General features: G+C 65.6%; 21 protein-coding genes. 19 read left to right on the forward strand and 2 right to left on the reverse strand.

Annotation, left to right across the window (positions count from 1 at the left end; all coding sequences use genetic code 11):
• Positions 1–41: 41 nt before the first annotated feature.
• Entirely contained in the window at positions 42–2,666 is a 2,625-nt protein-coding gene (alaS, locus tag AC1DUN_RS20180) for an alanine--tRNA ligase (protein WP_477715530.1), read from the reverse strand.
• A 369-nt stretch (positions 2,667–3,035) separates the two neighbouring features.
• Between alaS and AC1DUN_RS20185 the strand changes: the two genes are divergently transcribed.
• The 10 genes from AC1DUN_RS20185 to AC1DUN_RS20230 all read left to right on the forward strand — a co-directional run bounded on the left by AC1DUN_RS20185 (position 3,036) and on the right by AC1DUN_RS20230 (position 12,153).
• Positions 3,036–3,950, forward strand: coding sequence for a dihydrodipicolinate synthase family protein (locus tag AC1DUN_RS20185; RefSeq protein ID WP_477715531.1), 915 nt, complete (start codon positions 3,036–3,038; stop codon positions 3,948–3,950).
• 39 nt (positions 3,951–3,989) lie between these two features.
• Positions 3,990–5,123, forward strand: coding sequence for a branched-chain amino acid ABC transporter substrate-binding protein (locus AC1DUN_RS20190; protein WP_477715532.1), 1,134 nt, complete (start codon positions 3,990–3,992; stop codon positions 5,121–5,123).
• A gap of 93 nt (positions 5,124–5,216) precedes the next feature.
• A complete protein-coding gene (locus AC1DUN_RS20195; protein ID WP_477715533.1) occupies positions 5,217–5,498 on the forward strand; it encodes a 2Fe-2S iron-sulfur cluster-binding protein in 282 nt (93 codons plus the stop codon).
• Positions 5,495–6,787, forward strand: a complete 1,293-nt coding sequence (locus AC1DUN_RS20200; protein ID WP_477715534.1) for an FAD-dependent oxidoreductase — start codon at positions 5,495–5,497, stop codon at positions 6,785–6,787. The genes AC1DUN_RS20195 and AC1DUN_RS20200 overlap by 4 nt, the downstream gene beginning before the upstream one ends.
• Positions 6,788–6,805: 18 nt before the next feature.
• Positions 6,806–7,564: an ABC transporter ATP-binding protein gene (locus AC1DUN_RS20205; RefSeq protein WP_477715535.1), complete on the forward strand. Its 759-nt coding sequence runs from the start codon at positions 6,806–6,808 to the stop codon at positions 7,562–7,564.
• Positions 7,557–8,282 carry an ABC transporter ATP-binding protein gene (locus AC1DUN_RS20210; protein WP_477715536.1) on the forward strand — a complete coding sequence of 242 codons (726 nt, stop codon included), beginning with the start codon at positions 7,557–7,559 and terminating at the stop codon, positions 8,280–8,282. Before AC1DUN_RS20205 ends, AC1DUN_RS20210 begins: the two co-directional genes overlap by 8 nt.
• A gap of 59 nt (positions 8,283–8,341) precedes the next feature.
• Positions 8,342–9,544: an ABC transporter substrate-binding protein gene (locus tag AC1DUN_RS20215; RefSeq protein ID WP_477715537.1), complete on the forward strand. Its 1,203-nt coding sequence runs from the start codon at positions 8,342–8,344 to the stop codon at positions 9,542–9,544.
• 63 nt (positions 9,545–9,607) lie between these two features.
• Positions 9,608–10,510 (forward strand): branched-chain amino acid ABC transporter permease, encoded by a 903-nt coding sequence (locus tag AC1DUN_RS20220; RefSeq protein WP_477715538.1) that lies wholly within the window; start codon positions 9,608–9,610, stop codon positions 10,508–10,510.
• Positions 10,511–10,514: 4 nt separating this feature from the next.
• Positions 10,515–11,522: a branched-chain amino acid ABC transporter permease gene (locus AC1DUN_RS20225; protein WP_217631803.1), complete on the forward strand. Its 1,008-nt coding sequence runs from the start codon at positions 10,515–10,517 to the stop codon at positions 11,520–11,522.
• The gene (locus AC1DUN_RS20230) at positions 11,485–12,153 is read left to right on the forward strand and encodes a GntR family transcriptional regulator (protein ID WP_139200906.1); all 669 of its coding nucleotides are present in this window, start codon (positions 11,485–11,487) and stop codon (positions 12,151–12,153) included. Before AC1DUN_RS20225 ends, AC1DUN_RS20230 begins: the two co-directional genes overlap by 38 nt.
• Positions 12,154–12,185: 32 nt before the next feature.
• Here the strand turns inward: AC1DUN_RS20230 and AC1DUN_RS20235 are convergent, their stop codons facing one another.
• Positions 12,186–13,601: an aminotransferase-like domain-containing protein gene (locus tag AC1DUN_RS20235; RefSeq protein ID WP_477715539.1), complete on the reverse strand. Its 1,416-nt coding sequence runs from the start codon at positions 13,599–13,601 to the stop codon at positions 12,186–12,188.
• A 183-nt stretch (positions 13,602–13,784) separates the two neighbouring features.
• Here AC1DUN_RS20235 and gabT point away from each other — a divergent pair, with 183 nt between their 5' ends.
• The 9 genes from gabT to AC1DUN_RS20280 all read left to right on the forward strand — a co-directional run bounded on the left by gabT (position 13,785) and on the right by AC1DUN_RS20280 (position 22,970).
• The gene (gene gabT / locus AC1DUN_RS20240; protein ID WP_477715540.1) at positions 13,785–15,077 is read left to right on the forward strand and encodes a 4-aminobutyrate--2-oxoglutarate transaminase; all 1,293 of its coding nucleotides are present in this window, start codon (positions 13,785–13,787) and stop codon (positions 15,075–15,077) included.
• A 26-nt stretch (positions 15,078–15,103) separates the two neighbouring features.
• Complete coding sequence (locus AC1DUN_RS20245) at positions 15,104–16,189, forward strand: ABC transporter ATP-binding protein (protein ID WP_477664712.1); 1,086 nt, start codon at positions 15,104–15,106, stop codon at positions 16,187–16,189.
• A gap of 71 nt (positions 16,190–16,260) precedes the next feature.
• Entirely contained in the window at positions 16,261–17,298 is a 1,038-nt protein-coding gene (locus AC1DUN_RS20250; RefSeq protein ID WP_477715541.1) for an ABC transporter substrate-binding protein, read from the forward strand.
• 18 nt (positions 17,299–17,316) lie between these two features.
• Positions 17,317–18,570: an ABC transporter permease gene (locus AC1DUN_RS20255; RefSeq protein WP_477664714.1), complete on the forward strand. Its 1,254-nt coding sequence runs from the start codon at positions 17,317–17,319 to the stop codon at positions 18,568–18,570.
• A gap of 69 nt (positions 18,571–18,639) precedes the next feature.
• Positions 18,640–19,467: an ABC transporter permease gene (locus tag AC1DUN_RS20260; RefSeq protein ID WP_477664715.1), complete on the forward strand. Its 828-nt coding sequence runs from the start codon at positions 18,640–18,642 to the stop codon at positions 19,465–19,467.
• A gap of 35 nt (positions 19,468–19,502) precedes the next feature.
• Complete coding sequence (locus AC1DUN_RS20265) at positions 19,503–19,898, forward strand: nuclear transport factor 2 family protein (protein WP_477715542.1); 396 nt, start codon at positions 19,503–19,505, stop codon at positions 19,896–19,898.
• Positions 19,895–20,176, forward strand: coding sequence for a cupin domain-containing protein (locus tag AC1DUN_RS20270; protein WP_477664717.1), 282 nt, complete (start codon positions 19,895–19,897; stop codon positions 20,174–20,176). The genes AC1DUN_RS20265 and AC1DUN_RS20270 overlap by 4 nt, the downstream gene beginning before the upstream one ends.
• 17 nt (positions 20,177–20,193) lie before the next feature.
• Positions 20,194–21,276: an ABC transporter substrate-binding protein gene (locus tag AC1DUN_RS20275; RefSeq protein ID WP_477715543.1), complete on the forward strand. Its 1,083-nt coding sequence runs from the start codon at positions 20,194–20,196 to the stop codon at positions 21,274–21,276.
• A gap of 215 nt (positions 21,277–21,491) precedes the next feature.
• Complete coding sequence (locus AC1DUN_RS20280) at positions 21,492–22,970, forward strand: NAD-dependent succinate-semialdehyde dehydrogenase (protein WP_477715544.1); 1,479 nt, start codon at positions 21,492–21,494, stop codon at positions 22,968–22,970.
• Positions 22,971–23,003: the final 33 nt, after the last annotated feature.

Here is a 23,003-nt window from a genome sequence, read left to right on the forward strand (position 1 = left end):
TTCCCCTCGGGGAAACCGGCCTTTTGTTTTTTAAACCGCTGTCAGGCGCGCTCGCCCACCCAGCCCTGCACCGACTTCAGCGCATCGCCCAGCTTGGAGGCATCGGTGCCGCCGGCCATGGCCATGTCGGCCTTGCCGCCGCCCTTGCCGCCGACTTGCTGGGCCACAAAGTTCACGAGTTCGCCGGCCTTGACCTTGCCCACGCTGTCGGCCGTCACACCCGCGGCGATCTGCACCTTGTCGCCGTCGACCGCGGCCAGCACGATGACGGCGGTCTTGAGCTTGTCCTTGAGCTTGTCCATGGTGTCGCGCAGCGTCTTGGCGTCGGCGCCTTCGAGTTTCGCGGCCAGCACTTTCAGGCCCTTGACGTCCACCGCCTGCGTGAGCAGCTCATCGCCTTGCGAAGACGCCAGCTTGCCCTTGAGCCCGGCGATTTCTTTTTCCAGCGTCTTGACCTGGTCCAGCACCTGGCCGATGCGGCCCTGCAGCTCGGTCGGGCTGGCCTTGAGCGAGCCGGCCGCGGCCTGCACCGTGGACTCCAGCGACTGCAGATAGGCCAGCGCGTTTTCGCCGGTGACGGCTTCCACGCGCCGCACGCCGGCGGCCACGCCGCTCTCGCCGACGATCTTGAACAGGCCTATGTCGCCGGTGCGCGCCACATGGGTGCCGCCGCAGAGTTCCTTGCTTGAGCCTATGGTCAGCACGCGCACGCGCTCGCCGTATTTCTCGCCGAACAGCATCATGGCGCCGCTTTTTTGCGCGGCTTCCATGTCCATCACGCTGGCATCGGTCGCCACGTTGGAGAGGATTTCGGCATTGACGCGGGCTTCGATCTCGCGGATCTGCGCGTCGGTCACCGGCGCGCCGTGCGCGAAGTCAAAGCGGGTGCGCTCGGCGTTCACCAGGCTGCCCTTTTGCTGCACATGCTCGCCCAGGACTTCGCGCAGGGCCTTGTGCATCAAGTGGGTAGCGCTGTGGTTGCGCACGGTGGCGGCGCGCACGGCGGTGTTGACTTGCGCCTTCACCGTATCGCCGACCTTGAGTGTGCCCTCTTCCTGCGTGCCGTGGTGGCCGAACACATCGGCGCGGATTTTCTGCGTGTCGTCCACCGCGAAGCTGGCACCGGCCGCGGTGATGCGGCCCTGGTCGCCGACCTGGCCGCCGCTTTCGGCGTAAAAAGGCGTGGTGTCCAGCACTACCACACCGCTTTGCCCGGCATTGAGGGCCTGCACGGCCACGCCGTCGGCATAAAGCGCCACCACTTTTGCGGGCTCTTCGAGCAGCTCGTAGCCGGTAAAGGTATTGCCGCTGCCGGTGTATTCGAGCGCGCGGTCCATCTTGAACTTGCCGGCGGCGCGCGCCTGGTTCTTTTGCTTGTCCATCGCGGCCTTGAAGCCGGCCTCGTCAACCTCGACGCCGCGCTCGCGGCAGACGTCGGCCGACAAGTCCAGCGGGAAGCCGTAGGTGTCGTGCAGCTTGAAGGCCACCTCGCCCGGCAGCACCTTGGCGCCGCCGGCCAGCGCCGTGTCCAGGATGGTCATGCCGATTTCCAGCGTTTCAAAGAAGCGCTCTTCCTCGGCCTTGAGCACGGCGGTGATGCGGGCTTCGTCGGTCCTGAGCTTGGGATAGGCGTCGCCCATCAGTTTGGCGAGGTCAGCCACCAGCTTGTGGAAGAAAGGCGTCTTCTTGCCCAGCTTGTAGCCATGGCGGATCGCGCGGCGGATGATGCGGCGCTGCACATAACCGCGGCCCTCGTTGGACGGGTTGACGCCGTCGCTGACCAGGAAGGCGGTGGCGCGAATGTGGTCGGCGATCACGCGCAGCGACTTGTTGCCCAGGTCCTTCTCGCCGGTTTCACGGCTGGCGGCCTTGATCAGCGCCTCGAAGATGTCGATCTCGTAATTGCTATGCACATGCTGCAGGATGGCGGCCAGGCGCTCCAGGCCCATGCCGGTGTCCACGCAGGGCGCGGGCAGCTTGGTGACGCTGCCGTCGGCCGCCATGTCGAACTGCATGAACACGTTGTTCCAGATTTCGATGAAGCGGTCGCCGTCTTCATCGGGGCTGCCGGGCGGGCCGCCGGGAATGTGGTCGCCGTGGTCGTAAAAGATTTCGCTGCACGGGCCGCAGGGCCCGGTGTCGGCCATCATCCAGAAGTTGTCGGACTTGTAGCGGCCGCCCTTGTTGTCGCCGATGCGGATCACGCGCTCGGGCGGCAGGCCGATTTCCTTGGTCCAGATGTCGTAGGCCTCGTCGTCTTCCAGATACACCGTGGCCATCAGGCGCTCAGGCGGCAGCTTGTAAACCTCGGTCAGCAGCTCCCAGGCCCACTTGAGCGACTCGCGCTTGAAGTAGTCGCCGAAGCTCCAGTTGCCCAGCATCTCGAAGAAGGTGTGGTGGCGCGCGGTGTAGCCCACGTTTTCCAGGTCGTTGTGCTTGCCGCCGGCGCGCAGGCAGGCCTGGACGGACACGGCGCGCACATAAGGACGCTTGTCGGTGCCCAGGAACACATCCTTGAACTGCACCATGCCGGAGTTGGTGAACATCAGCGTCGGGTCGTTGCCCGGCACCAGCGAGCTGGAGGGCACCACGGTGTGCCCCTTGGACGCGAAGAAATCGAGGAAGGTCTTGCGGATGTCGGCGACAGTGAAAGTGGGCTGGCTCATCTTGGATTTTGTGGTCTGGCGAAGGTGGCCGGCCGCCGGCGACCTCAGGTCGTACCCACTGCGTCGAACCCACCTAAGCGCTTGATTTACTTGAACATTCGATTATAGGCGTGGACCCCTTCGGCAGCCCCGGCGCCAAGCCAGGCCCCGCGCAGGGCCGGCGCATCAAGGCGGTGCCCGGCGCACCGCCCCGGCGCCAAGGCGCCAGCCGCGCCGCACGGCGGCCCCAAAACCAGGCATCCAGCCCTCCTTTACCGCCAAATCCGCTGGCACGCAAGCTGCTTAATACCCTATAAAGATAATTTAAATATCTTCTTAATATATTTACATCCAAGCCCTTTTTCATCCCCCATCCTCAGGAGCACTCCCTTGAACAACCCCCGCTGGCAAGGCATTTTTCCCGCCGTCACCACCAAATTCCACGCCGACGAAAGCATTGACGCCGAAGGCACGGCCCGGCACATCGACTTCCAGATCCGCAACGGCATCCACGGCCTGGTGACCTGCGGCTCGCTGGGTGAGGCCAGCACGCTGTCGCTGGAGGAAAAGCTCCAGGTCGCCAAGATCGCCCTGGACGCCAGCAAGGGCCGCATCCCGGTGCTGGCCAATGTGTCGGAAACCAGCACCCGCGAGGCGCTGCGTTATATCGCCGGCGCCAACCAGCTCGGCGTAGACGGCTTTATGGTCATGCCCTCGGTGATCTACGTGGCCGATGCGCGCGAAGCCATGCTCAATGTGCGCACCATGGCCGAGGCCGCGCGCAAGCCGGTCATGATTTACAACAACCCGGTCGCCTACCGGGTGGACTTGAAGCCCGAGCACATGGCCGAGCTGGCCGACTGCGAATGGCTGGTCGCCATCAAGGAGAGCACCGACAACATCCGCCGCATCACCGACCTGCGCAACACGGTGGGCGAGCGCTACCAGCTCTTCCTCGGCGTGGACGACCTGGCCTACGAAGGCCTCGCGCTGGGCTGCGACGGCCTGCTGGCCGGCGTGGGCTGCGCCTTCCCGCGCGAGACCGTGGCGCTCTATGACCTGATGAAGGCCGGCCAATTCGCCGAAGCACTCAAGCTCTACCAGTGGATGACGCCCATGCTGCACCTGGACGTCTCCACCAAGCTGGTGCAAAACCTCAAGCTCATCGACGCCCTGGTCGGCGTGGGCACCGAGCACATGCGCCGCCCGCGCCTGCCGCTGGTAGGCGCCGAGCGCGAATTCGTCGAAGCCATCGTCAAAAAAGCCCTGGCCACGCGGCCGGCGCAGTACCAGTCCGCCCCGTAAATTTTTCCAACCCCCGCAACCCGCACCGAGGAGACACCCATGACACATCGCAACAGCATCGTTTCATTGATCGGCATCGCAGCCATCGCGCTGGCCTCAGCGGCACAGGCCCAGGAACAGGTCGTGGCCATCGGCCACACCGGCCCGCTTTCGGGGCCGAACGCGTTCGCCGGCAAGGACAACGAAAACGGCGTGCGTCTGGCGATCGAAGAACTCAATGCCAAAAAAATGGTGGTGGGTGGCAAGACACTCAAGTTCGAACTGCAGTCGGAGGACGACCAGTGCGACGCCAAGGCCGGCGTGGCCGCAGCCCAAAAACTCGTTGACGGCAAAGTGAAGTACATCATGGGCCCCTATTGCTCGGGCGTTGCGATTCCCGCTTCACGGGTATACAGCGAAGGTGGCGCCATGATGTCGACCGTGGGCACCAACCCCAAGGTCACCCAGGGCGGCTACAAAAACCTGTTCCGGATCATTGCCAGCGACACACAGATCGGCTCCAGCATGGCGGTGTATGCCGCCAAGGTCCTGAAGGTCAGCAAGGTCGGCGTGATTGACGACCGCACGGCGTTCGGCCAGGGCGTTGCGGAAGAATTCGTCAAGGAAGCCAAAAAGCAGGGCCTCACCGTGGTCGGGCAGGAGTTCACGACCGACAAGGCCGTGGATTTCCTCGCCATCCTGACCAACCTCAAGGCGCAGAAACCGGAAGCCATCTTCTTCGGCGGCTACGCACCGCAGGCCGCGCCCATGGTGCGCCAGATGAAACAGCTGGGCCTGTCCGCCAAGCTGCTGGGCGGCGACACGCTCTGCAGCCCCGAAATGGGCAAGCTCGGCGGCGAAGCGGTTAACGACACGGTTTTTTGCGCGCAAGGCGGCTCCATGCTGGAAAAGGCCGCAGGTGGACCGGCCTTCAAGGCCAAATACAAAAAGCGCTTCAACCTCGATACGGACGCCTACGGCGCTTCCTTCTATGACCAGACGATGCTGATCGGCGAGGCCATGCGCAAAGCCGACTCCATCGACGTGGCCAAGGTCGGCGCCGAAATCTACAAGGGCAGCTACAAGGGCGTCGCGGGCACCTACACCTATGACGACAAGGGCAACATGACCCAGGCGCCCATTACGGTGTTCACGTTCAAGAATGCCCAGCCCACGGCGCTGGCGAGTTACTGAACACGCACAACTGCCGGCCGCACAGATGACCGGTGCCATGCCCGCCTTCGCCCCCACGCCGCATGCCCAGCGGCTTGCGGAAACCGAACAGCCATGAAAACACCAGACACCGTGACGATCCACGTCAACGGCCGGCCAGTGTCGGTCAAGACGGGAACGTCTGTGGCCGCGGCGCTGCGCATCGCCGACGCCGCGCACATGGGCGTGGCACGCCGCTCCGTGCACGGTGAAGCCCGCGCACCTTTTTGCGGCATGGGCATCTGCCAGGAATGCCGCGTCGACATCGACGGCCGGCGCCGCCTGGCCTGCCAGACCCTGTGCAGCGACGGCCTGCGCGTGGACACCGGACTTCAAGATGGAGGACAGCATCCATGAACGCTCCCGACAAGCCCCCACCCGCCGCCGCTCCGTGCGAGCTGCTGATCGTCGGCGCAGGCCCGGCCGGCATGGCGGCCGCGCTGGCCGCCGCGCCCAGCGGGGCGCGCATCACACTGCTGGACGACAACCCGGTCCTGGGCGGCCAGATCTGGCGCGACGGCCCGGGCGCCCATTTGACGCCGCAGGCGCTGCGCATGCGCGAGGCGCTGGCAGGCTGCGCCAATGTGCGCCTGCTGTGCGGCACGCGCGTGGTCAGCCTGGCCGGCGCCGGCGCGCTGCTGCTGGAAGATGCCAAACAAGGCTGGGTGCAGCCCTATGGCAAATTGATCCTGTGCACGGGCGCGCGCGAGCTGCTGCTGCCCTTCCCCGGCTGGACGCTGCCCGGCGTCACAGGCGCCGGCGGTTTGCAGGCCCTGGTCAAGGCCGGCCTGCCGGTGGCGGGTGAACGCATCGTGATCGCCGGCAGCGGCCCGCTGCTGCTGGTGGCGGCCGACACGGCGCGACGCGCCGGCGCAAAAGTTGTCCGCATCGCCGAGCAGGCCGGCCTGCCGGCCGTCGCGGGTTTTGCGGCGCAATTGCTGCGCTGGCCCGGCAAGGCCACCCAGGCCCTGGGCCTGACCAGCGCGCGCTACCGCACCGGCACCCGCGTGGTCTCGGCGCAAGGCGAGGGCCGCGTGCAGTCCGCGCGCCTGCTGCATGCCGGCCACGAGACCGAGATCGCCTGCGACCGTGTGGCCTGCGGTTTCGGCCTGGTGCCCAACACCGAACTGGGCCAGTTGCTGGGCTGCGCGCTGGCGCCGGCCGGTGGCGGCGCACAGGCCCTGGCCGTTGACGGCCTGCAATCGACCAGCGTGGCCGGTGTCTACGCGGCCGGTGAATGCACAGGCGTGGGCGGCAGTGAGCGCGCGCTCGCGCAGGGCCGCATCGCCGGGCTGGCGGCCATCGGGGACAGCGCCGCCGCGCAGCGCCACCACGCGGAACGCGCGCACTGGCAAGCCTTCGCCGAGCAGCTGCAGCGGCACTTTGCCCTCGCGCCCTCGCTCAAGAACCTGGCGCGGCCCGAGACCCTGGTCTGCCGCTGCGAAGACGTGACGCAGGCCGCGCTCGCCGGCTGCGGCAGCTGGACCGAAGCCAAGCTGCACACGCGCTGCGGCATGGGCGCCTGCCAGGGCCGCGTCTGCGGCGCGGCGGCGAATTTTTTGTTCGGCTGGACGCCGCCCACGCCCAGGCCGCCGCTGTCGCCCGCGCGCATCGCCACGCTGGCAAGTCCCCACACCCCTGACTGAAAGCACCCACCCACCACCATGCCACAGGACATCATTCTCGAAACGCAGGGGCTGACCAAGGAGTTCCGCGGTTTTGTCGCCGTGCGCGACGTCGCCCTGCGCGTGCGGCGCGGCAGCATACACGCGCTGATAGGCCCCAACGGCGCCGGCAAGACCACGGTCTTCAACCTGCTGACCAAGTTCCACACGCCGACCGAAGGAAAAATCCTCTTCAACGGCGCCGACATCACACAAGAGAAACCCGCGCAGACCGCGCGCCGCGGCATCGTGCGCTCCTTCCAGATCTCGGCCGTGTTCCCGCAGCTCACGGTGCTGGAGAACGTCAAGATCGCGCTGCAGCGCAAGCTGGGCGTGGAATACCACTTCTGGCAGTCGATCGCGGCCATGCGCAAGCTTGACGCGCCGGCCATGGCCCTGCTCGAGCAGGTGGGCCTGGCGCGTTTTGCCGCGCTGCTCGCCGGCGACCTGCCCTACGGCCGCAAGCGCACGCTGGAAATCGCCACCACGCTGGCCCTGGAGCCGGAACTGCTGCTGCTCGACGAGCCCACGCAGGGCATGGGCCATGAGGACGTGGACCGCATCAAACAACTGATCAAGCAGGTCTCGGCGCAGCGCACCGTGCTGATGGTGGAGCACAACATGAAGGTGGTGGCCGACATCAGCGACACCATCACCGTGCTGCAGCGCGGCGAGGTGCTGGCCGAGGGGCCTTATGCCGAGGTTTCCGCCAACCCGGCCGTGCGTGAAGCCTATATGGGAGTCGAAGAAGATGCCTGAACCCCTCCACCCCGCCGGCGAGGCCATGCTCACCATCCGCGACCTGCACGCCTGGTACGGCGAATCGCATGTGCTGCAAGGCATCAACCTGGACGTCAAGGCCGGCGAATGCATCACCCTGCTGGGCCGCAACGGCGCGGGCCGCACCTCCACGCTGCGCGCCATCCTCGGGCTGGTCGGCAAGCGCACCGGCTCGATCCGCGTGGCGGGCAAGGAAACCATCGGCCTGCCGCCGCACCGCATCGCCCGCCTGGGGCTGGGTTATTGCCCCGAAGAGCGCGGCATCTATGCCTCGCTGACCGCCGAGGAAAACCTGTTGCTCTTGCCCAAGGTCGGCGAAGGCGGCATGTCGCTGGAGCAGATCTACGCCATGTTCCCCAACCTCCAGGAACGCGCCAACAGCCCCGGCACACGGCTGTCGGGCGGCGAGCAGCAGATGCTCGCGATGGCGCGCATCCTGCGCACCGGCGCCCAGCTGCTGCTGCTCGACGAGATCACCGAAGGCCTGGCGCCCGTGATCGTGCAAAAGCTCGGCCAGGTGATACGCGAGCTCAAGGCGCGCGGCTTCACCATCGTGCTGGTGGAGCAGAACTTCCGCTTCGCCAAACACCTGGCGGACCGCCACTACGTGATCGAGCACGGTCAGGTGGTCGAAGTCATGGCGCAGCGCGAGGTCGAATCCCGGCAAAGCCGGCTTGACGAGCTGCTCGGCATCTGAGTTTTTCACCCCGCCCCTCCCCTTCCCTTTGCTTTTTTCCTTAACCCATGGAGCCCTTTATGCAATTTCGCAAACTCTCCGTCTGCCTGGCGGCCTGCGCGGCCCTTTCGTCTTTCTCCGTCCACGCCCAGGTCAGCGATGACGTCGTGAAGATAGGCGTGCTCAACGACCTCTCGGGCATTTATTCCGACCTGTCCGGCCAGGGCTCGGTCACGGCGGCGCGCATGGCCATCGAGGAGATGGGCGGCAAGGTGCTGGGCAAGCCGGTCGAGTTGGTCTTCGCCGACCACCAGAACAAGCCCGACGTGGCGGCCAACCTGGCGCGCGGCTGGTTCGACCAGGGCAAGGTCGACATGGTGACGGACTTCCCCACCACCTCCACCGCGCTGGCCGTGATGGAAATCGCCCGGCAGAAAAACCGCGTGGTCATGCCCTCCTCGGGCCTGGCCACCGCCATCCTCGGCGAAAAATGCACGCCGCTGACCGCGCAGTGGACCACCAACACCTACGCGCTGGCGGCCGGCACGGCGCGCGCGCTGGTCAAGGAGGGCAAGAAGACCTGGTACTTCGTCACCGCCGACTACACCTTCGGCCATTCGCTTGAAAAGGACGCGACCGAGGTCATCAAGGCCGACGGCGGCAGCGTGGTCGGCAGCTCGCGCCACCCCTTCCCCGGCAACGATTTTTCGTCCTTCCTGCTCAAGGCCCAGGCCTCCAAGGCCGACGTCATCGCACTGGCCAATGCCGGCAACGACACGGTCAACGCCATCAAACAGGCCAATGAATACGGCATCACGCGCAAGCAGGTGGTCGCGCCGCTGCTGACCTACATCTCCGACGTGCACAGCATAGGCCTGGACAAGGCCCAGGGCATGTACCTGAGCGAAGCCTTTTACTGGGACTTCGACGATCGCTCGCGCGCCTGGTCCCGGAAGTTCTTCGAGATACAAAAACGCATGCCCACCGCCGCCCAGGCCGGTGTCTACTCGGCCACGCTGAGCTACCTCAAGGCCGTGCAGGCCGCCGGCACCGACGAGGCCAAGGCCGTCATGGCGCAGCTGCGCAAGATGACCATCGACGACGCGGTGATCCGCAAGGGCAAGCTGCGCGAGGACGGCGCGCTGGTGCACGACATGCTGCTGCTGCAGGTCAAGACGCCGGCCGAGTCCAAGGCGCCCTGGGACTACTACAAGGTCAAGTCCGTGCTCAAGGGCGCCGACGTGTTCCCGCCCATCAACCCCGCCTGCCAGGCCGGCAAGTAATTCCATCCCGCGCGCGGCGGCATGCCAGGGGGCGGCCGCCGCGCCACCGACGAAACACACATCATGTTTGACATCCCGATGCAGTCCCTGCTGGCCCAGTTGCTGGTGGGCCTGATCAACGGCTGCTTCTACGCCATGCTGAGCATGGGCCTGGCGATCATCTTCGGCCTGCTCAACATCATCAACTTCGCGCACGGTGCGCAGTTCATGGTGGCCGCCTTCCTGGCCTGGATGGGTTTTTCGCAGCTGCCGCTGCTGCTGGGCCCGGAGTTCAAGATCAACTTCTGGGCGGCGCTGGTGCTGGCGCCCATCATCGTCGGCGGCCTGGGGGTGCTGCTTGAAAAAACCCTGCTCAAGCGGCTCTACCACCTGGACCACCTTTACGGCCTGTTGCTGACCTTCGGCGTCTCGCTGGTGCTTGAAGGCGTGTTCCGCCATTTCTACGGCATCTCGGGCGCCAGCTATGACCCGCCCGCGCTGCTGCAGGGCGGCGTCGACCTGGGATTTATGTATTTGCCGCTGTACCGCGGCTTCGTGGTGCTGGCCTCCATCCTGATCTGCGGCTGCACCTGGTTCCTGTTCGAGAAAACCCGGCTGGGCGCCCTGCTGCGCGCCGGCACCGAGAACCCCAAGCTGCTGCAGGCCTTCGGCGTCAACATCCCGCTGATGATCACGCTGACCTACGGTTTCGGCGTGGGCCTGGCGGGCGTCGCCGGCGTGCTGGCCACACCCATCATGCAGGTCAACCCGCTGATGGGCGCCAACCTGCTCAACATCGTGTTCGCCGTGGTGGTGATAGGCGGGCTGGGCTCCATCCTGGGCGCCGTCGTCAGCGGCCTGGCCCTGGGCCTGCTCGAGGGCCTCACCAAGGTGTTCTACCCCGAGGCGTCCACCGTGGTGGTGTTCGTCATCATGGCGGTGGTGCTGCTGACCCGCCCCGCCGGCCTTTTCGGCAAGGAGCACTGAAGCCATGAAATCCCTGCTCACCCACATCCCCATGCCCGTGCGCATCCTGCTGGCGCTGCTGCTGCCCGCGCTGCTGGTGCCGGCCTTCCCCGAAATCGCCTACCCGGTCTTCATCATGAAGGTGCTGTGCTACGCGCTGTTCGCGCTGGCCTTCAACCTGCTGATCGGTTTCACCGGCCTGGTGTCCTTCGGCCATGCGGCCTTCTTTGGCTGGGCCGGCTACACCACCGGCATCCTGATGATCCGCTTCGGCGCGGCCGGCTTTCCCGTCGAGCTGGCCATCCTGGCGGGCATGGCCGTGGCCACCGCCATCGGCTGGCTGATAGGCACGCTGGCGATACGCCGCACCGGCATCTATTTCGCGATGATCACCCTGGCGCTCTCGCAGGTGGCCTACTTCCTGGCGGTGCAAATCCCCTGGACCGGCGGCGAGGATGGCATGCAGGGCATCCCGCGCGGCAAGCTGCTGGGCCTGGTCGACCTCTCGGTGGACAACAACATGTATTACTTCACGCTGGCGGTGTTCGTCGCGGCCTTCCTGGCCATACACCGCATCGTGCATTCGCCCTTCGGCCAGGCGCTCAAGGCGCTGCGCGACAACGCGCCGCGCGCCGTCTCGCTGGGCTACGACACCGACCGCTGCAAGCTTTACGCCTTCATGCTGTCGGCCGCGCTGGCCGGGCTGGCCGGCTCGCTCAAGGCGCTGGTGCTGCAGCTGTCGGCGCTCAACGACGTGATGCTGAGCACCTCGACCGAAGTGCTGCTGATGACGCTGCTGGGAGGGCTAGGCACCAGTTGGGGGCCCGTGGTAGGCTCCACACTGGTGGTCAGCCTGCAGAACCACCTCGCCGCCCTGGGCGGCGTGGTAACCGTGCTCATAGGCCTGACCTTCATCGTCTGTGTATCGTTCTTCCGGCGTGGCCTGGTCGGCGAATGGCAGGCCCTGCTGCAACGCCGAGATGCCCAACAACACCATGTCCCTGTCCACGACCGCACAGCCCACACCCCTTAAGCGCCGGGCCGCCGACGTCGCCTACGACGCGATCGAAGCCATGATCGCCACCTTGCAACTGCAGCCCGGGGCGCCCGTGGTCGAGGCCGACCTGGCCCAGCGCACCCAGCTGGGCCGCACCCCGGTGCGCGAGGCGCTGCTGCGCATGGTCTCCATAGGCCTGATCGTGCAGCAGCCCCGGCGCGGCCTGCTGGTCTCCAACATCGACCTGGCCGACCACCTGGACGTGATCCTCACGCGGCGCGTGCTCGAGGGCGTGATCGCCGCGTGTTCGGCGCGCCGCGCCACGGCGGCCCAGCGCAAGGCCATCGTCGGCTGCGCGGCCAAGATGGTCAAGGCCGCCGAACGCGCCAACCTCGAGGCCTATATGGCGGCCGACCACGAGCTGGACCTGGTCAACCACGAGGCCTGCCGCAACAGCTCGGCCGTCAAGAGCGTGGTGCCGCTGATCGTGCAATGCCGCCGCTTCTGGTACGCCTACCAGCACGAGGGCGAGATCGCCGAAGGCGCGCGCTTTCACATGGAGCTGGCCCAGGGCATCGCCACGGGCGACGAGGCCGCCGCGGTGCTGGGCGCCAACAAGCTCATGGACTATCTTGAGGGCTTTGCCCGCCGCGTCATCGAGATCTGACGGCCCCCGGCCGCCGGGCGGCTATCGGCCGGCTACTGCGCGGCTTGCCGGCCCAGCTCGATGCGCTGGGCCAAAAAGCGCCATATGCGCTCGTCGTCGCTGAAAGCCACGTTAAAGCGCAGCCAGCCCGTGGGATGGGGCTCCAGCAGGAACAGCTGCCCCGGCCCGAGCATGATGCCCTCGGGCGTCGCCTCCTTGGACAGCACGGCACCGTCCGGAAGGTCCGGGTGCCGGGCCCACAGGTACATGCCGGCCCCCGGCTCATGGAAAAGCTCGAATCCCAGGCTGGTCAGATTCTTTTCGGTCTTGCGATGCGCCAGGGCCAGCTTTTCCCGAAGCGACTTGAGGTGCTTGCGCCAGCGGCCGTCGGTGACCACGCCGAAGGTCAGCCGCTCGGCGATGTCCGAGGATGTCAGCCCGGAAATCATCTTGAGCTGGGCCAGGTCCTCTATCAGCTCACCTCTCGCCAGCAGGTAGCCCACGCGCAGATTCGGGGAAATGGTTTTGGAAAAGCTGCCGATGTACACCACGCGCCGCAGTTGATCCAGGCTGGCCAGCGTGGAGCGCGAGGTTGGGTCCATGTCGGCGTAGATATCGTTTTCCACCAGCATGAAATCATGCGCCTCGGCCAGCTGCAGCAGGCGGTGCAGATGGGCCGCCGAGGCGATCGAGCAGGTCGGGCTCTGCAGGCGGGGCTGCGTGAAAAAGGCCTTGGGCTTGTGCTCGGCCAGCAGCGCCTCCAGCGCGGCGAGGTCGTAACCCGTGGGAGTGCGCGGCACGCCCACCAGATGGACCCCCAGGAAACGCAGCATGAACATCAGGTTGGGATAACCCGGGTTGTCCACCAGCACGGTGTCGCCCGGTTTGAGGAGTTGCCGGGCCACCAGGTCCAGCGCCTGGCTGGAGCCCTGCGTCAGCAGCACCTGGCTCACCTCAACCGGTATCTGGTTTTCGGCCAGGGCCTCCGCGATGACCATGCGCAGCGCCATATGCCCATGGGGCAGGCCGTAACCCTCCAGGGAAGAGCCGTCCACCGATAGCTGCCGCATGCTGCGGCGCAGCGCGTCCCCGAACAGGAAATCGTGGGGCAGCCAGCCGCAGCCGGGTTTCATCGGCAGGTTGCGGTTTTCGAATATCTGCTTGAGGTACCAGCGCGCGTCGAATTTCGGCTGCGGGGGCTGCGCATAGGGCGTGCCCGATGCCCCCTCGTCACCCCGGCGCTTGACGAAAAACCCGGCATTGGCCCGGGAAACAAGCCATCCCTGGGCTACCAGGCGGTCGTAGGCCTCCACCACCGTGAAGACGCTGACGCCATGCATGGCGGCAAAACCCCGGATGGAGGGCAGCTTGACCCCCGGCTTCAGCGCCTGCCCGGCAATCATGCCGCGCAGGCCGTCAACGATCTGGCTCACCAGGGGCGTCTGTAGTTCCGGGCGCAGTGTGAGCATCAAAAAACCAAAAAAGGCAGATTGTGCATCGCAATCCTCATGCACCGGGTTGGGGAATCCATGTACAGGATTCTAGACCCGCACAGTGTGCTGGAAAGCACGCAAAGCTGTACATGGACTGGGCTGGCGCCGAATTTTAAAGTCCACCCCGTTCCCTACTTAAACCTTGAAACCACCTTCATCATGCAGCCAAACCAGACTACCACCAACGCCGCCCTGATGGCGCGCCGCCAAGCCGCCGTGACGCGCGGCGTCGGCCAGGCACACGAGATTTTTGCCAGCCGGGCGAAAAACGCCGAACTGTGGGACGTGGAAGGCCGCCGCTATATCGACTTCGCCGGCGGCATCGCCGTGCTCAACACCGGCCACCTGCATCCCGAAGTCATTGCCGCGGTCAAGGCCCAGCTCGACCTCTACACCCACACCTGCTTCCAGGTCGTCGCCTATGAACCCTACGTCGAACTGGCGGAAAAGCTCAATGCCCTGGCGCCCGGCAACTTCGCCAAAAAAACCTTGCTGCTGAGCACCGGCGCCGAGGCGGTCGAGAACGCGGTCAAGGTGGCGCGGGCCTACACCAAGCGCCCCGGCGTCGTTGCCTTCACCGGCGGCTACCACGGCCGCACCAACATGACATTGGGCATGACCGGCAAGGTGGCGCCTTACAAGCTGGGCTTTGGCCCCTTCCCCGGCGAAGTCTTCCACGCCGAATTCCCCAACGCCCTGCACGGCGTGAGCATCGACCAGGCGCTGCATTCGGTGGAGCAGATCCTCAAGAACGACGTCGAACCCGAGCGCGTGGCGGCCTTCATCATTGAACCGGTGCAGGGCGAAGGCGGTTTTTACGTCGCCCCGCCCGAATTCATCAGCCGCCTGAAGGCGCTGGCCGACCGCCACGGCATCCTGCTGATCGCCGATGAGGTCCAGACCGGCGCGGGACGCACAGGCACCTGGTTCGCCAGCGAACAGTGGCCGGTGGCCCCCGACCTGATCGCCATCGCCAAATCGATGGCCGGCGGTTTCCCCATCTCGGGCCTGGTTGGCCGCGCCGAGGTGATGGATGCCCCCGGCCCCGGCGGCCTGGGTGGCACCTATGCCGGCAGCCCCGTAGGTTGCGCCGCGGCGCTTGCCGTGCTCAAGGCCTTTCAGGAAGAAAAGCTGCTGGATCGCAGCAAAACTCTGGGCGCCCACCTGGTCAAAGGCCTGCGCGCCATCGCCGAAACGGAAAAGTCCATCGGCGACGTGCGCGGGCTGGGCGCCATGATCGCCATAGAGCTCTTCGAAAACGGGGACCTCGCCCGCCCTGACGCGGTACTGACCAAGCGCGTGGTGGCCGAGGCCGCCCGGCGCGGGCTGATATTGCTCTCTTGCGGCACCTACGGTAATGTGATCCGCATTCTCGTTCCCCTCACGGCGCCCGACGCGCTGCTCGACGAAGGCCTGAAAATCCTGGCCGACAGCTTCGCCGCAACGCGTTGATCTCCGTGACCAGCTCAGGAAAAACGATGACTGATCACGATGTCCTCGTACGCTTTGCAGGCGTGCAGAAAACCTATGACGGCGAGCAGCTTGTCGTGCAGCAGCTTGACCTCGACATCCATCGCGGGGAGTTCCTGAGCCTGCTGGGCCCTTCGGGCTCCGGGAAAACCACGACCTTGATGATGCTTGCCGGCTTCGAGTCCCCCACGGCCGGCGAGATTTTCCTGGGCGGCGCGCAGATCACGGGTACCCCGCCGCACAAGCGCAACTTCGGCATGGTGTTCCAGAACTACGCGCTGTTCCCGCACCTCACCGTGGGCCAGAACGTGGCGTATCCGCTCACGGTGCGCAAGGTCTCCAAGGCCGACCAGGCAAGCCGCGTGCAACGCGCGCTCGACATGGTCCGCCTATCGGGCATGTCCGACCGCCTGCCCGGCCAGCTTTCCGGCGGCCAGCAGCAACGCGTGGCCCTGGCGCGCGCACTGGTGTTCGAGCCCCAGCTCGTGCTGATGGACGAGCCCCTGGGCGCACTCGACAAGCAGCTGCGCGAGCACATGCAGATCGAGCTGAAAGAGCTGCACAAGCAGCTGGGCGTGACCTTTGTCTACGTCACCCACGACCAGGGCGAAGCGCTGACCATGAGCGACCGCGTGGCGGTGTTCAACGATGGTGTGATCCAGCAACTGGCCCCTGTGGAGGCGCTGTACGAGACGCCCTCCAACCGTTTTGTCGCCGGCTTCGTCGGTGACAGCACGGTACTCAAGGGCAAAGCCGGCACCGCCGGCATCGAATTGCCGGACGGCCGCGTCCTGGGCGGCATCAACGTCAACCAGGCGCCTGCCGGTGCGCAGGTTGAGGCCTACATCCGGCCCGAGCGCATCGTGCTGCACCGCCAGCCCCTGCCCGCGCTGGCGAACGTGCTCGCCGCGCGCGTCGCGCGGGTCATCTATTTCGGTGACCACCTGCGCCTGCTCTGCGACCTTGGCGAAGGCCAGGCCGAAGCCACGGTGAAGCTGCCCCTGATCGCGCTGGACGGCCTGGCGTCGCCGCAGCCCGGGGAGGCCGTTCACCTGGAATTCCCCGCGGCATTCACGCGGATTTACGGCACCTGACCGCGCCCGCACCACACTTTTTGCCTTTCTTTTTCACGCGTTTCTTTCATCAACCACCGAGGACTCACCCCATGACTACCCTGAAGAAAAACATCATCGCCATCACGGCGGCTTCTTGCCTGGCCCTGCCAGCCCTGGCGCAGCAGCAGATCACCGTCATCAACTTCGGCGGCGCCAACGCCAACGCGCAAAAGAAGGCGTATTACGAGCCTTACGAAAAGACGGGCACCAAAGTCATCGCCGGCGAATACAACGGCGAGCAGGCCAAGATCAAGGCCATGGTCGAGACCAAGAAGGTCACCTGGGACGTGGTCGAGGTCGAGTCGCCCGACGTGCAGCGTGGCTGCGACGAAGGCCTGTTCGAAAAGATCGACTTCAGCAAGATCGGCGCCAAGGCGGACTTCCTTCCCGCCGCCGTGCACGACTGCGGCGTCGGCGTTTTTGTCTGGTCCACCGTGATGGCCTGGAACGCCGACAAGGTCAAGTCCGCCCCCACCAGCTGGGCTGATTTCTGGGACGTCAAAAAGATCCCCGGCAAGCGCGGCATGCGCAAGGGCGCGCGCTACAACCTGGAGTTCGCGCTGATGGCCGACGGCGTCAAGCCGGCCGATGTCTACAAGGTCCTGGCCACCAAGGATGGCGCGGATCGCGCATTCCGCAAGCTGACCGAACTCAAGCCCAGCATCCAGTGGTGGGAAGCCGGCGCCCAGCCCGCGCAATTCCTGGTGGCCGGTGACGTCGCCCTGAGCACGGTCTACAACGGCCGCATCGACGCCGCCAACCGCGAAGGCCGCAACCTGAAGATCTACTGGCCCGGTGGCATTTACGACCTGGACTACTGGGTCATCCCCAAAGGCGCACCGAACAAGGACGCCTCGATGAAATTCATCGCATTCGCCAGCCAGCCCGCCACGCAAGCCGTGTACGCGCAGAACATCGCCTACGGCCCGGTCAATACCAAGGCCCTGGCCAAGCTGGACAAAAAGGTGCTGGACGACCTGCCGACCTCGCAGGCCAACGCCAAGGAAGCCATCCAGATGAACGTCGGCTTCTGGGCCGACCAGGGCGAAGCGCTGGAAAAACGTTTCGCCGCCTGGGCCACGCAGTAAAACCCGGAGCAAGCCAGCATGACCAGTTCCACCAGCAAAGCAGCCCTGACGGGCGAAGACGCCCGCGCGCTGCGCCAGGCGCTGTCGCGGGCCGAGGCGCGGCGCAAATGGCGCGCCTTCGCCCTGACAGTGCCCCTGCTGGTGTTTCTTCTGCTGACCTTGCTCATTCCTATCGCGGCGCTGCTTCAGCGCGCCGTTGAAAACCCGGAGGTGGCGACAGCGCTGCCCCGGACGGTGAAAAGCCTTGAGGGCTGGAACCCCGAGGCGCCACCGGCCGCCGCAAGCTATGCAGCGCTGGTGCAAGACCTGGGCCACCTTTCAGACAGCTCCGATGCCGGTGCGCTGGCGCGAAGGCTCAACTCTGAAGTGCCCGGCGCTCGCTCCTTGGTCATGGGCGCGTTTCGCGCCTTGCCCATCACAGGTTCAGCCGAGGAAATCCGGGACAGGCTGCTCCAGCTCGATCCGCGCTGGGCAGACCCGCCCTTCTGGCAAGCGATCGCCAAAAACGGTTCCCGCTGGACGCCCGACTACCTGCTGGCATCGGTGGACCTGCGGCGGGGCAGCCAGGGCGATATCGAGCGCATGCCGCCCGAGCTGCGCGCCTTCGGCCCCATCCTGCTTCGCACCTTCCAGATCAGTTTTATCGTCACGCTCTTCTGCCTGGCGCTGGGCTACCCCCTGGCCTGGTGGCTGGCTTCGCTTCCGGCGCGCAAGGCCAACCTGCTGATGATCCTGGTGCTGGTGCCCTTCTGGACTTCCATCCTGGTCCGGGTGGCCGCCTGGATCGTGCTGCTGCAGTCCGAGGGCCTGGTCAATCGCGGGCTGATGGGCATGGGCCTCATAGACAGCCCGCTGCCGCTGCTGTTCAACCGCGCCGGCGTGGTGATCGCCATGGTGCACATCCTGCTGCCCTTCATGATCCTGCCGCTGTACAGCGTGATGAAAAACGTGCCGCCGACCTACGTGCGCGCCGCCGTTTCACTGGGCAGCGCGCCCCTGGCCGCATTCTTTCGCGTCTACGTGCCGCAAACCTACCCGGGCATCAGCGCCGGGGCATTGCTGGTGTTCATCCTGTCCATCGGCTACTACGTGACCCCTGCCCTGCTGGGCGGTGCGGACGACCAGATGCTGAGCTACTACATCGCGCGGTACACCAATGTGCAGGTCAACTGGGGCATGGCCTGCGCGCTGGGCGCGCTGCTGCTGACCGCCACCATGGTTCTTTACGGCGTCTACCGGCGCATCGGCAAGGCCGAGCTCAGCATGGGTTGATGCCTTTTCACGACGCAACCTTCAACTCCGTCCCGCATCTTTTCGTACCTCTTCGCACCTTTATCCACCATGCCCAAAATCATCACCGGCCCCGCCTTCCCGCGCTATGCCACCACGGCCGACAAAGCCGGCTGGTGGCTGGTGCGCGCGGCTTGCGTGGCCATACTGGCTTTTTTGCTGGCGCCTATCCTGGTCGTGGTGCCGCTGTCGTTTTCCGACAGTTCCTTCCTGGCCTATCCCATCCCGGGCTGGTCCCTGAAGTGGTACCGCAACCTGATGGATTCACCCGAATGGGCCCGCGCCGCGAAAAACAGCTTCATCGTGGCGCCCGCCGCCACGCTGATCGCCACCACGCTCGGCACGATGGCCGCAGTGGGCCTGTCGCGCACGCACTTTCGCTTCAAGAGCCTGCTCATGGGCATCCTCATCGCGCCCATGGTGGTGCCCATTGTGGTGGTGGGGGTGGCAACCTATCTCTACTTCGCGCCGCTCGGCCTGGCCGACAGCTACCTGGGCCTGATCGCCGTGCACGCGGCGCTGGGCACGCCATTCGTGCTCACCACCGTGCTGGCAACGCTTGCGGGTTTCAACCACAACCTGGTCAGGGCATCACTGAGCCTTGGCGAAACGCCCTTGCGAACCTTCTTCAGGATCACACTGCCGGTCATCGCTCCGGGCGTGATCTCCGGCGCGCTGTTCGCATTTGCCACCTCTTTTGACGAAGTGGTGGTCACGCTGTTCCTGGCCGGCACGGACCAGGCTACCCTGCCCCGCCAGATGTTCAACGGCATCCGGGAAAACATCTCCCCAACGATCGCGGCGGTGGCCACCTTGCTGATCATTTTCACGACCACCCTCCTGTTGCTGCTGGAGTGGCTGCGCGGGCGGCGCCGCTGACCGCACTGCGGCCTCTTCTTCATTAAAGGACAAGCATGCAGCAACACAACACCCGGGCCGAGGTCATCGGCAACCTGCCCGCCGCAGTCGAGCGATATTTCCAACTCATGTACGACTGCGACCTCGCGCAGTTCGACAACGTCTTTCATCCCACGGCGCAACTCCATGGCTTCACGGATGATGCGCTGGTGGTATGGCCCACCTCGGCCTACCGGGAGATTCTGGCGACCCGCATCTCTCCGATGAATTCAGGCGCGCCGCGGGAGCAGGAAATCCTGCTGATCGACGTGGTGTCGAGCCGGCAGGCCATGGTCAAGGTGCGAGTGCGCATCAACCAGAAAGTGTTTGTCGACCACCTGGGCTACCTTCGCACCGATGAGGGCTGGCGCATCACCTCCAAGGCCTTCTACCTGGAGGGCAGCGCACCATGACGCTCCAAGCCACCGCACTCATGCATGTCGACGATGAGCGGGTCGTCGTGACCGAATGGCGCTTTGCGCCGGGCGCCGAGACGGGCCATCACGTCCACACCCGTCCCTACGTGGTGGTACCACTGACGAACGGCACCCTGGGCATAGGCGGGTCAGATGTCACCCTGTGCGCGGGACAAGCGTATGCGCGGCCCGCGGGCGTGGCGCACAACGTCATCAACACAGGCACGAACGAATTCCGGTTTGTGGAAATCGAATTGAAAGGCATGCTCCCATGAAAGCGCATCATCTATCCATGCTTGTTGCAGCCTTCAGCCTGGTGCTGCCGGCACAAGCCCAGACCCCCGCTCAAACGCCGGCGCAAGGACTGACCGTCGCCAACTTCGGCGGGGCCAACGGCAAGGCGCAGGACGCGGCCTTCATCCAGCCTTTCAAGGCGGCCTACAAAACCGAAGCCAGAGGGGTTGAATATCCCGGCGACCTCCCGGCCATTCGCAACATGGTCAAGGAACGCAAGAACGAGTGGGACGTGGCCGAAGTGGAATCCGCCGACCTGAAAGCAGGATGCGATGCCGGCCTGTTCGAACGCATGGACCGCGGCACCATTCCGCACGCCGGCATGCTGCTGCCGGGCACGGTGCAGGAGTGCGGCGTCGGCGCTTTTGTGTGGGCCACCGTCATGGCCTACGAACCGGGCCGCTTCAAGGAAGCGCCACGAAACTGGCAAGACTTCTGGGATGTGAAGCGCTTTCCCGGCAAGCGGGGCCTGCGCAAGGGCGCGCGCTACAACATGGAAATCGCACTGATGGCCGACGGGGTGCATCGCCGCGACGTGTACACCCTGCTGGCCACCGAAGCGGGCGCCAGGCGCGCCCTGGCCAAGCTCGAGCAGCTCAAGCCCCATATCATCTGGTGGGAGTCGGGCTCCCAGCCGCCGCAGCGCCTGGCCTCCGGCGAGACCACAATGTCCACCGCCTTCAACGGCCGAATCGCCGCGGCCAACCGCGAACGCCTCAGCCCGCTGGCCATCTCATGGGCCGACGCCGTGTACGAGCTGGATTACTGGGTCATCATCAAGGGCACGCCCAGGCTGGATCTGGCACGCGCCTTCATCAGCTTCGCCACCTCGGAAGAAGCGCAACTGGCCTTTTCGCGCGAGATTCCCTACGGCCCCACACACTTCAACGCCATCCTGCGTTATGACACCGGCCGCAGCCGCCCGGCTGCCAGCGCACCGGTCACGGACCTGTCCATGGCAGGCAGCGACCTGCCCTCGGCGCCCGGCAACATGCGCCGCTCCCTGGCCTTTGACCCCGCCTTCTGGACACGCTCCGGCGGGGCGGCGCTGGAAAAGCAGTTTGCCCAGAACATGAAATAGCGCCGCACGCCAGGAGGCCTTTGACACTCCTGGCGCTCTTCGCAGCGCCCTACGCGCTGAAACCCTTTCCCCGGGTCGCATACACGCCTGCCGCCCGCAGCTTCCACTCGAATGCTGTCAAAATCATCCAATAGCTCCCTCTCTTTTCGCTTCGGCTTTCCGCTCTCCTTCTGCATTCCTCCTTCTTTCCTCCCCCGCTTTAAGGATTCCCGCTCATGGACATGAAAACTTCCCCCATTTCCCTGCTCAAAGACCCCAGCCTCCTCAAGACCGATGCGCTGATCAACGGCCAATGGGTTGCGGGCAAGGGCCGGTTCGACGTGAACGACCCGGCCACCGGCCGCAAGCTGGCCGACGTGGCCAACCTGGGCTCGCAGGACGCCGAAGCCGCCATCGCCGCCGCCAACGCCGCCTGGCCCGCCTGGCGCAGCAAGACCGGCAAGGAGCGCCACGCCATCCTGCTCAAGTGGTTCCAGCTGCTGATGGCCAACCAGGAAGACCTGGGCCGCATCATGACGGCCGAGCAGGGCAAGCCCTTTGCCGAGGCCAAGGGCGAAATCGCCTACGGCGCGAGTTTTGTCGAGTGGTTTGCCGAGGAAGCCAAACGCGTCAACGGCGAGACCCTGCCGCAGTTCGACAACAACCGCCGCCTGATGGTCATCAAGCAGCCGATAGGCGTGTGCGCCGCCATCACGCCCTGGAACTTCCCGCTGGCCATGATCACCCGCAAGGTGGCCCCGGCCCTGGCCGCCGGCTGCCCGGTGGTCATCAAGCCGGCCGAGCTCACGCCGCTGACCGCCCTGGCCGCCGCCGAGCTGGCCGTGCGCGCCGGCATCCCGGCCGGTGTGCTCAATGTGCTCACGGCCGACAGCGCCAACAGCATCGCCGTGGGCAAGGTGTTCTGCGCCAGTGACGTGGTGCGCCACATCAGCTTCACCGGCTCCACCGAAGTCGGCCGCATCCTGATGGCGCAAAGCGCGCCCAGCGTCAAGAAGCTCGCGCTGGAACTGGGCGGCAACGCGCCCTTCATCGTGTTCGACGACGCCGATGTGGACTCCGCCGTCGAAGGCGCCATGGCCAGCAAATACCGCAACGCCGGCCAGACCTGCGTCTGCGCCAACCGCATCTATGTGCAGGACGGCGTGTACGACCAGTTCGTCGAGAAATTCGCTGCCAAGGTCAAGGGCCTCAAGGTCGGCAACGGCTTTGAGGACGGCGTGGTGCAAGGCCCGCTGATCGAGGACGCCGCCGTCGAGAAGGTGCAGCGCCATGTGGCCGACGCCCTCGCCAAGGGCGGCAAGCTGCTGGCCGGCGGCCACAAGATCAAGGGCCAGTTCTTCGAGCCGACCGTTATCTCCGAAGCCACCGCCGACATGCTCTGCGCCAGGGAAGAAACTTTCGGCCCCTTCGCGCCGGTGTTCCGCTTCAAGAACGACCAGGAAGCGATTGACGCGGCCAACAACACCGAGTTCGGCCTGGCCAGCTATTTCTACAGCCGCGACATAGGCCGCATCTACCGCGTCGCCGAGGCGCTGGAATACGGCATGGTGGGCATCAACGCGGGTGTGATCGCGACCGAGCACGTACCTTTCGGCGGCGTCAAGCAGTCGGGCCTGGGCCGCGAGGGTTCGCGCCACGGCATGGACGAGTACCTCGAGATGAAGTACCTGTGCCTGGGCGACATCCAGCGCTAAACTGGTTCCCCCTACACTCGCCCGCCCACCACG

The sequence above is a fragment of the Polaromonas sp. P4_F6 genome (genome assembly GCF_056401275.1).

What these genes read in the sequence shown, in the direction of transcription:
- alaS (WP_477715530.1), bottom strand. Translation starts at nt 2,666, where the DNA reads ATGAGCCAGCCCACTTTCACTGTCGCCGACATCCGCAAGACCTTCCTC.
- AC1DUN_RS20190 (WP_477715532.1), top strand. Translation starts at nt 3,990, where the DNA reads ATGACACATCGCAACAGCATCGTTTCATTGATCGGCATCGCAGCCATC.
- AC1DUN_RS20195 (WP_477715533.1), top strand. Translation starts at nt 5,217, where the DNA reads ATGAAAACACCAGACACCGTGACGATCCACGTCAACGGCCGGCCAGTG.
- AC1DUN_RS20200 (WP_477715534.1), top strand. Translation starts at nt 5,495, where the DNA reads ATGAACGCTCCCGACAAGCCCCCACCCGCCGCCGCTCCGTGCGAGCTG.
- AC1DUN_RS20205 (WP_477715535.1), top strand. Translation starts at nt 6,806, where the DNA reads ATGCCACAGGACATCATTCTCGAAACGCAGGGGCTGACCAAGGAGTTC.
- AC1DUN_RS20210 (WP_477715536.1), top strand. Translation starts at nt 7,557, where the DNA reads ATGCCTGAACCCCTCCACCCCGCCGGCGAGGCCATGCTCACCATCCGC.
- AC1DUN_RS20215 (WP_477715537.1), top strand. Translation starts at nt 8,342, where the DNA reads ATGCAATTTCGCAAACTCTCCGTCTGCCTGGCGGCCTGCGCGGCCCTT.
- AC1DUN_RS20220 (WP_477715538.1), top strand. Translation starts at nt 9,608, where the DNA reads ATGTTTGACATCCCGATGCAGTCCCTGCTGGCCCAGTTGCTGGTGGGC.
- AC1DUN_RS20225 (WP_217631803.1), top strand. Translation starts at nt 10,515, where the DNA reads ATGAAATCCCTGCTCACCCACATCCCCATGCCCGTGCGCATCCTGCTG.
- AC1DUN_RS20230 (WP_139200906.1), top strand. Translation starts at nt 11,485, where the DNA reads ATGTCCCTGTCCACGACCGCACAGCCCACACCCCTTAAGCGCCGGGCC.
- AC1DUN_RS20235 (WP_477715539.1), bottom strand. Translation starts at nt 13,601, where the DNA reads ATGCTCACACTGCGCCCGGAACTACAGACGCCCCTGGTGAGCCAGATC.
- gabT (WP_477715540.1), top strand. Translation starts at nt 13,785, where the DNA reads ATGCAGCCAAACCAGACTACCACCAACGCCGCCCTGATGGCGCGCCGC.
- AC1DUN_RS20245 (WP_477664712.1), top strand. Translation starts at nt 15,104, where the DNA reads ATGACTGATCACGATGTCCTCGTACGCTTTGCAGGCGTGCAGAAAACC.
- AC1DUN_RS20250 (WP_477715541.1), top strand. Translation starts at nt 16,261, where the DNA reads ATGACTACCCTGAAGAAAAACATCATCGCCATCACGGCGGCTTCTTGC.
- AC1DUN_RS20255 (WP_477664714.1), top strand. Translation starts at nt 17,317, where the DNA reads ATGACCAGTTCCACCAGCAAAGCAGCCCTGACGGGCGAAGACGCCCGC.
- AC1DUN_RS20260 (WP_477664715.1), top strand. Translation starts at nt 18,640, where the DNA reads ATGCCCAAAATCATCACCGGCCCCGCCTTCCCGCGCTATGCCACCACG.
- AC1DUN_RS20265 (WP_477715542.1), top strand. Translation starts at nt 19,503, where the DNA reads ATGCAGCAACACAACACCCGGGCCGAGGTCATCGGCAACCTGCCCGCC.
- AC1DUN_RS20270 (WP_477664717.1), top strand. Translation starts at nt 19,895, where the DNA reads ATGACGCTCCAAGCCACCGCACTCATGCATGTCGACGATGAGCGGGTC.
- AC1DUN_RS20275 (WP_477715543.1), top strand. Translation starts at nt 20,194, where the DNA reads ATGCTTGTTGCAGCCTTCAGCCTGGTGCTGCCGGCACAAGCCCAGACC.
- AC1DUN_RS20280 (WP_477715544.1), top strand. Translation starts at nt 21,492, where the DNA reads ATGGACATGAAAACTTCCCCCATTTCCCTGCTCAAAGACCCCAGCCTC.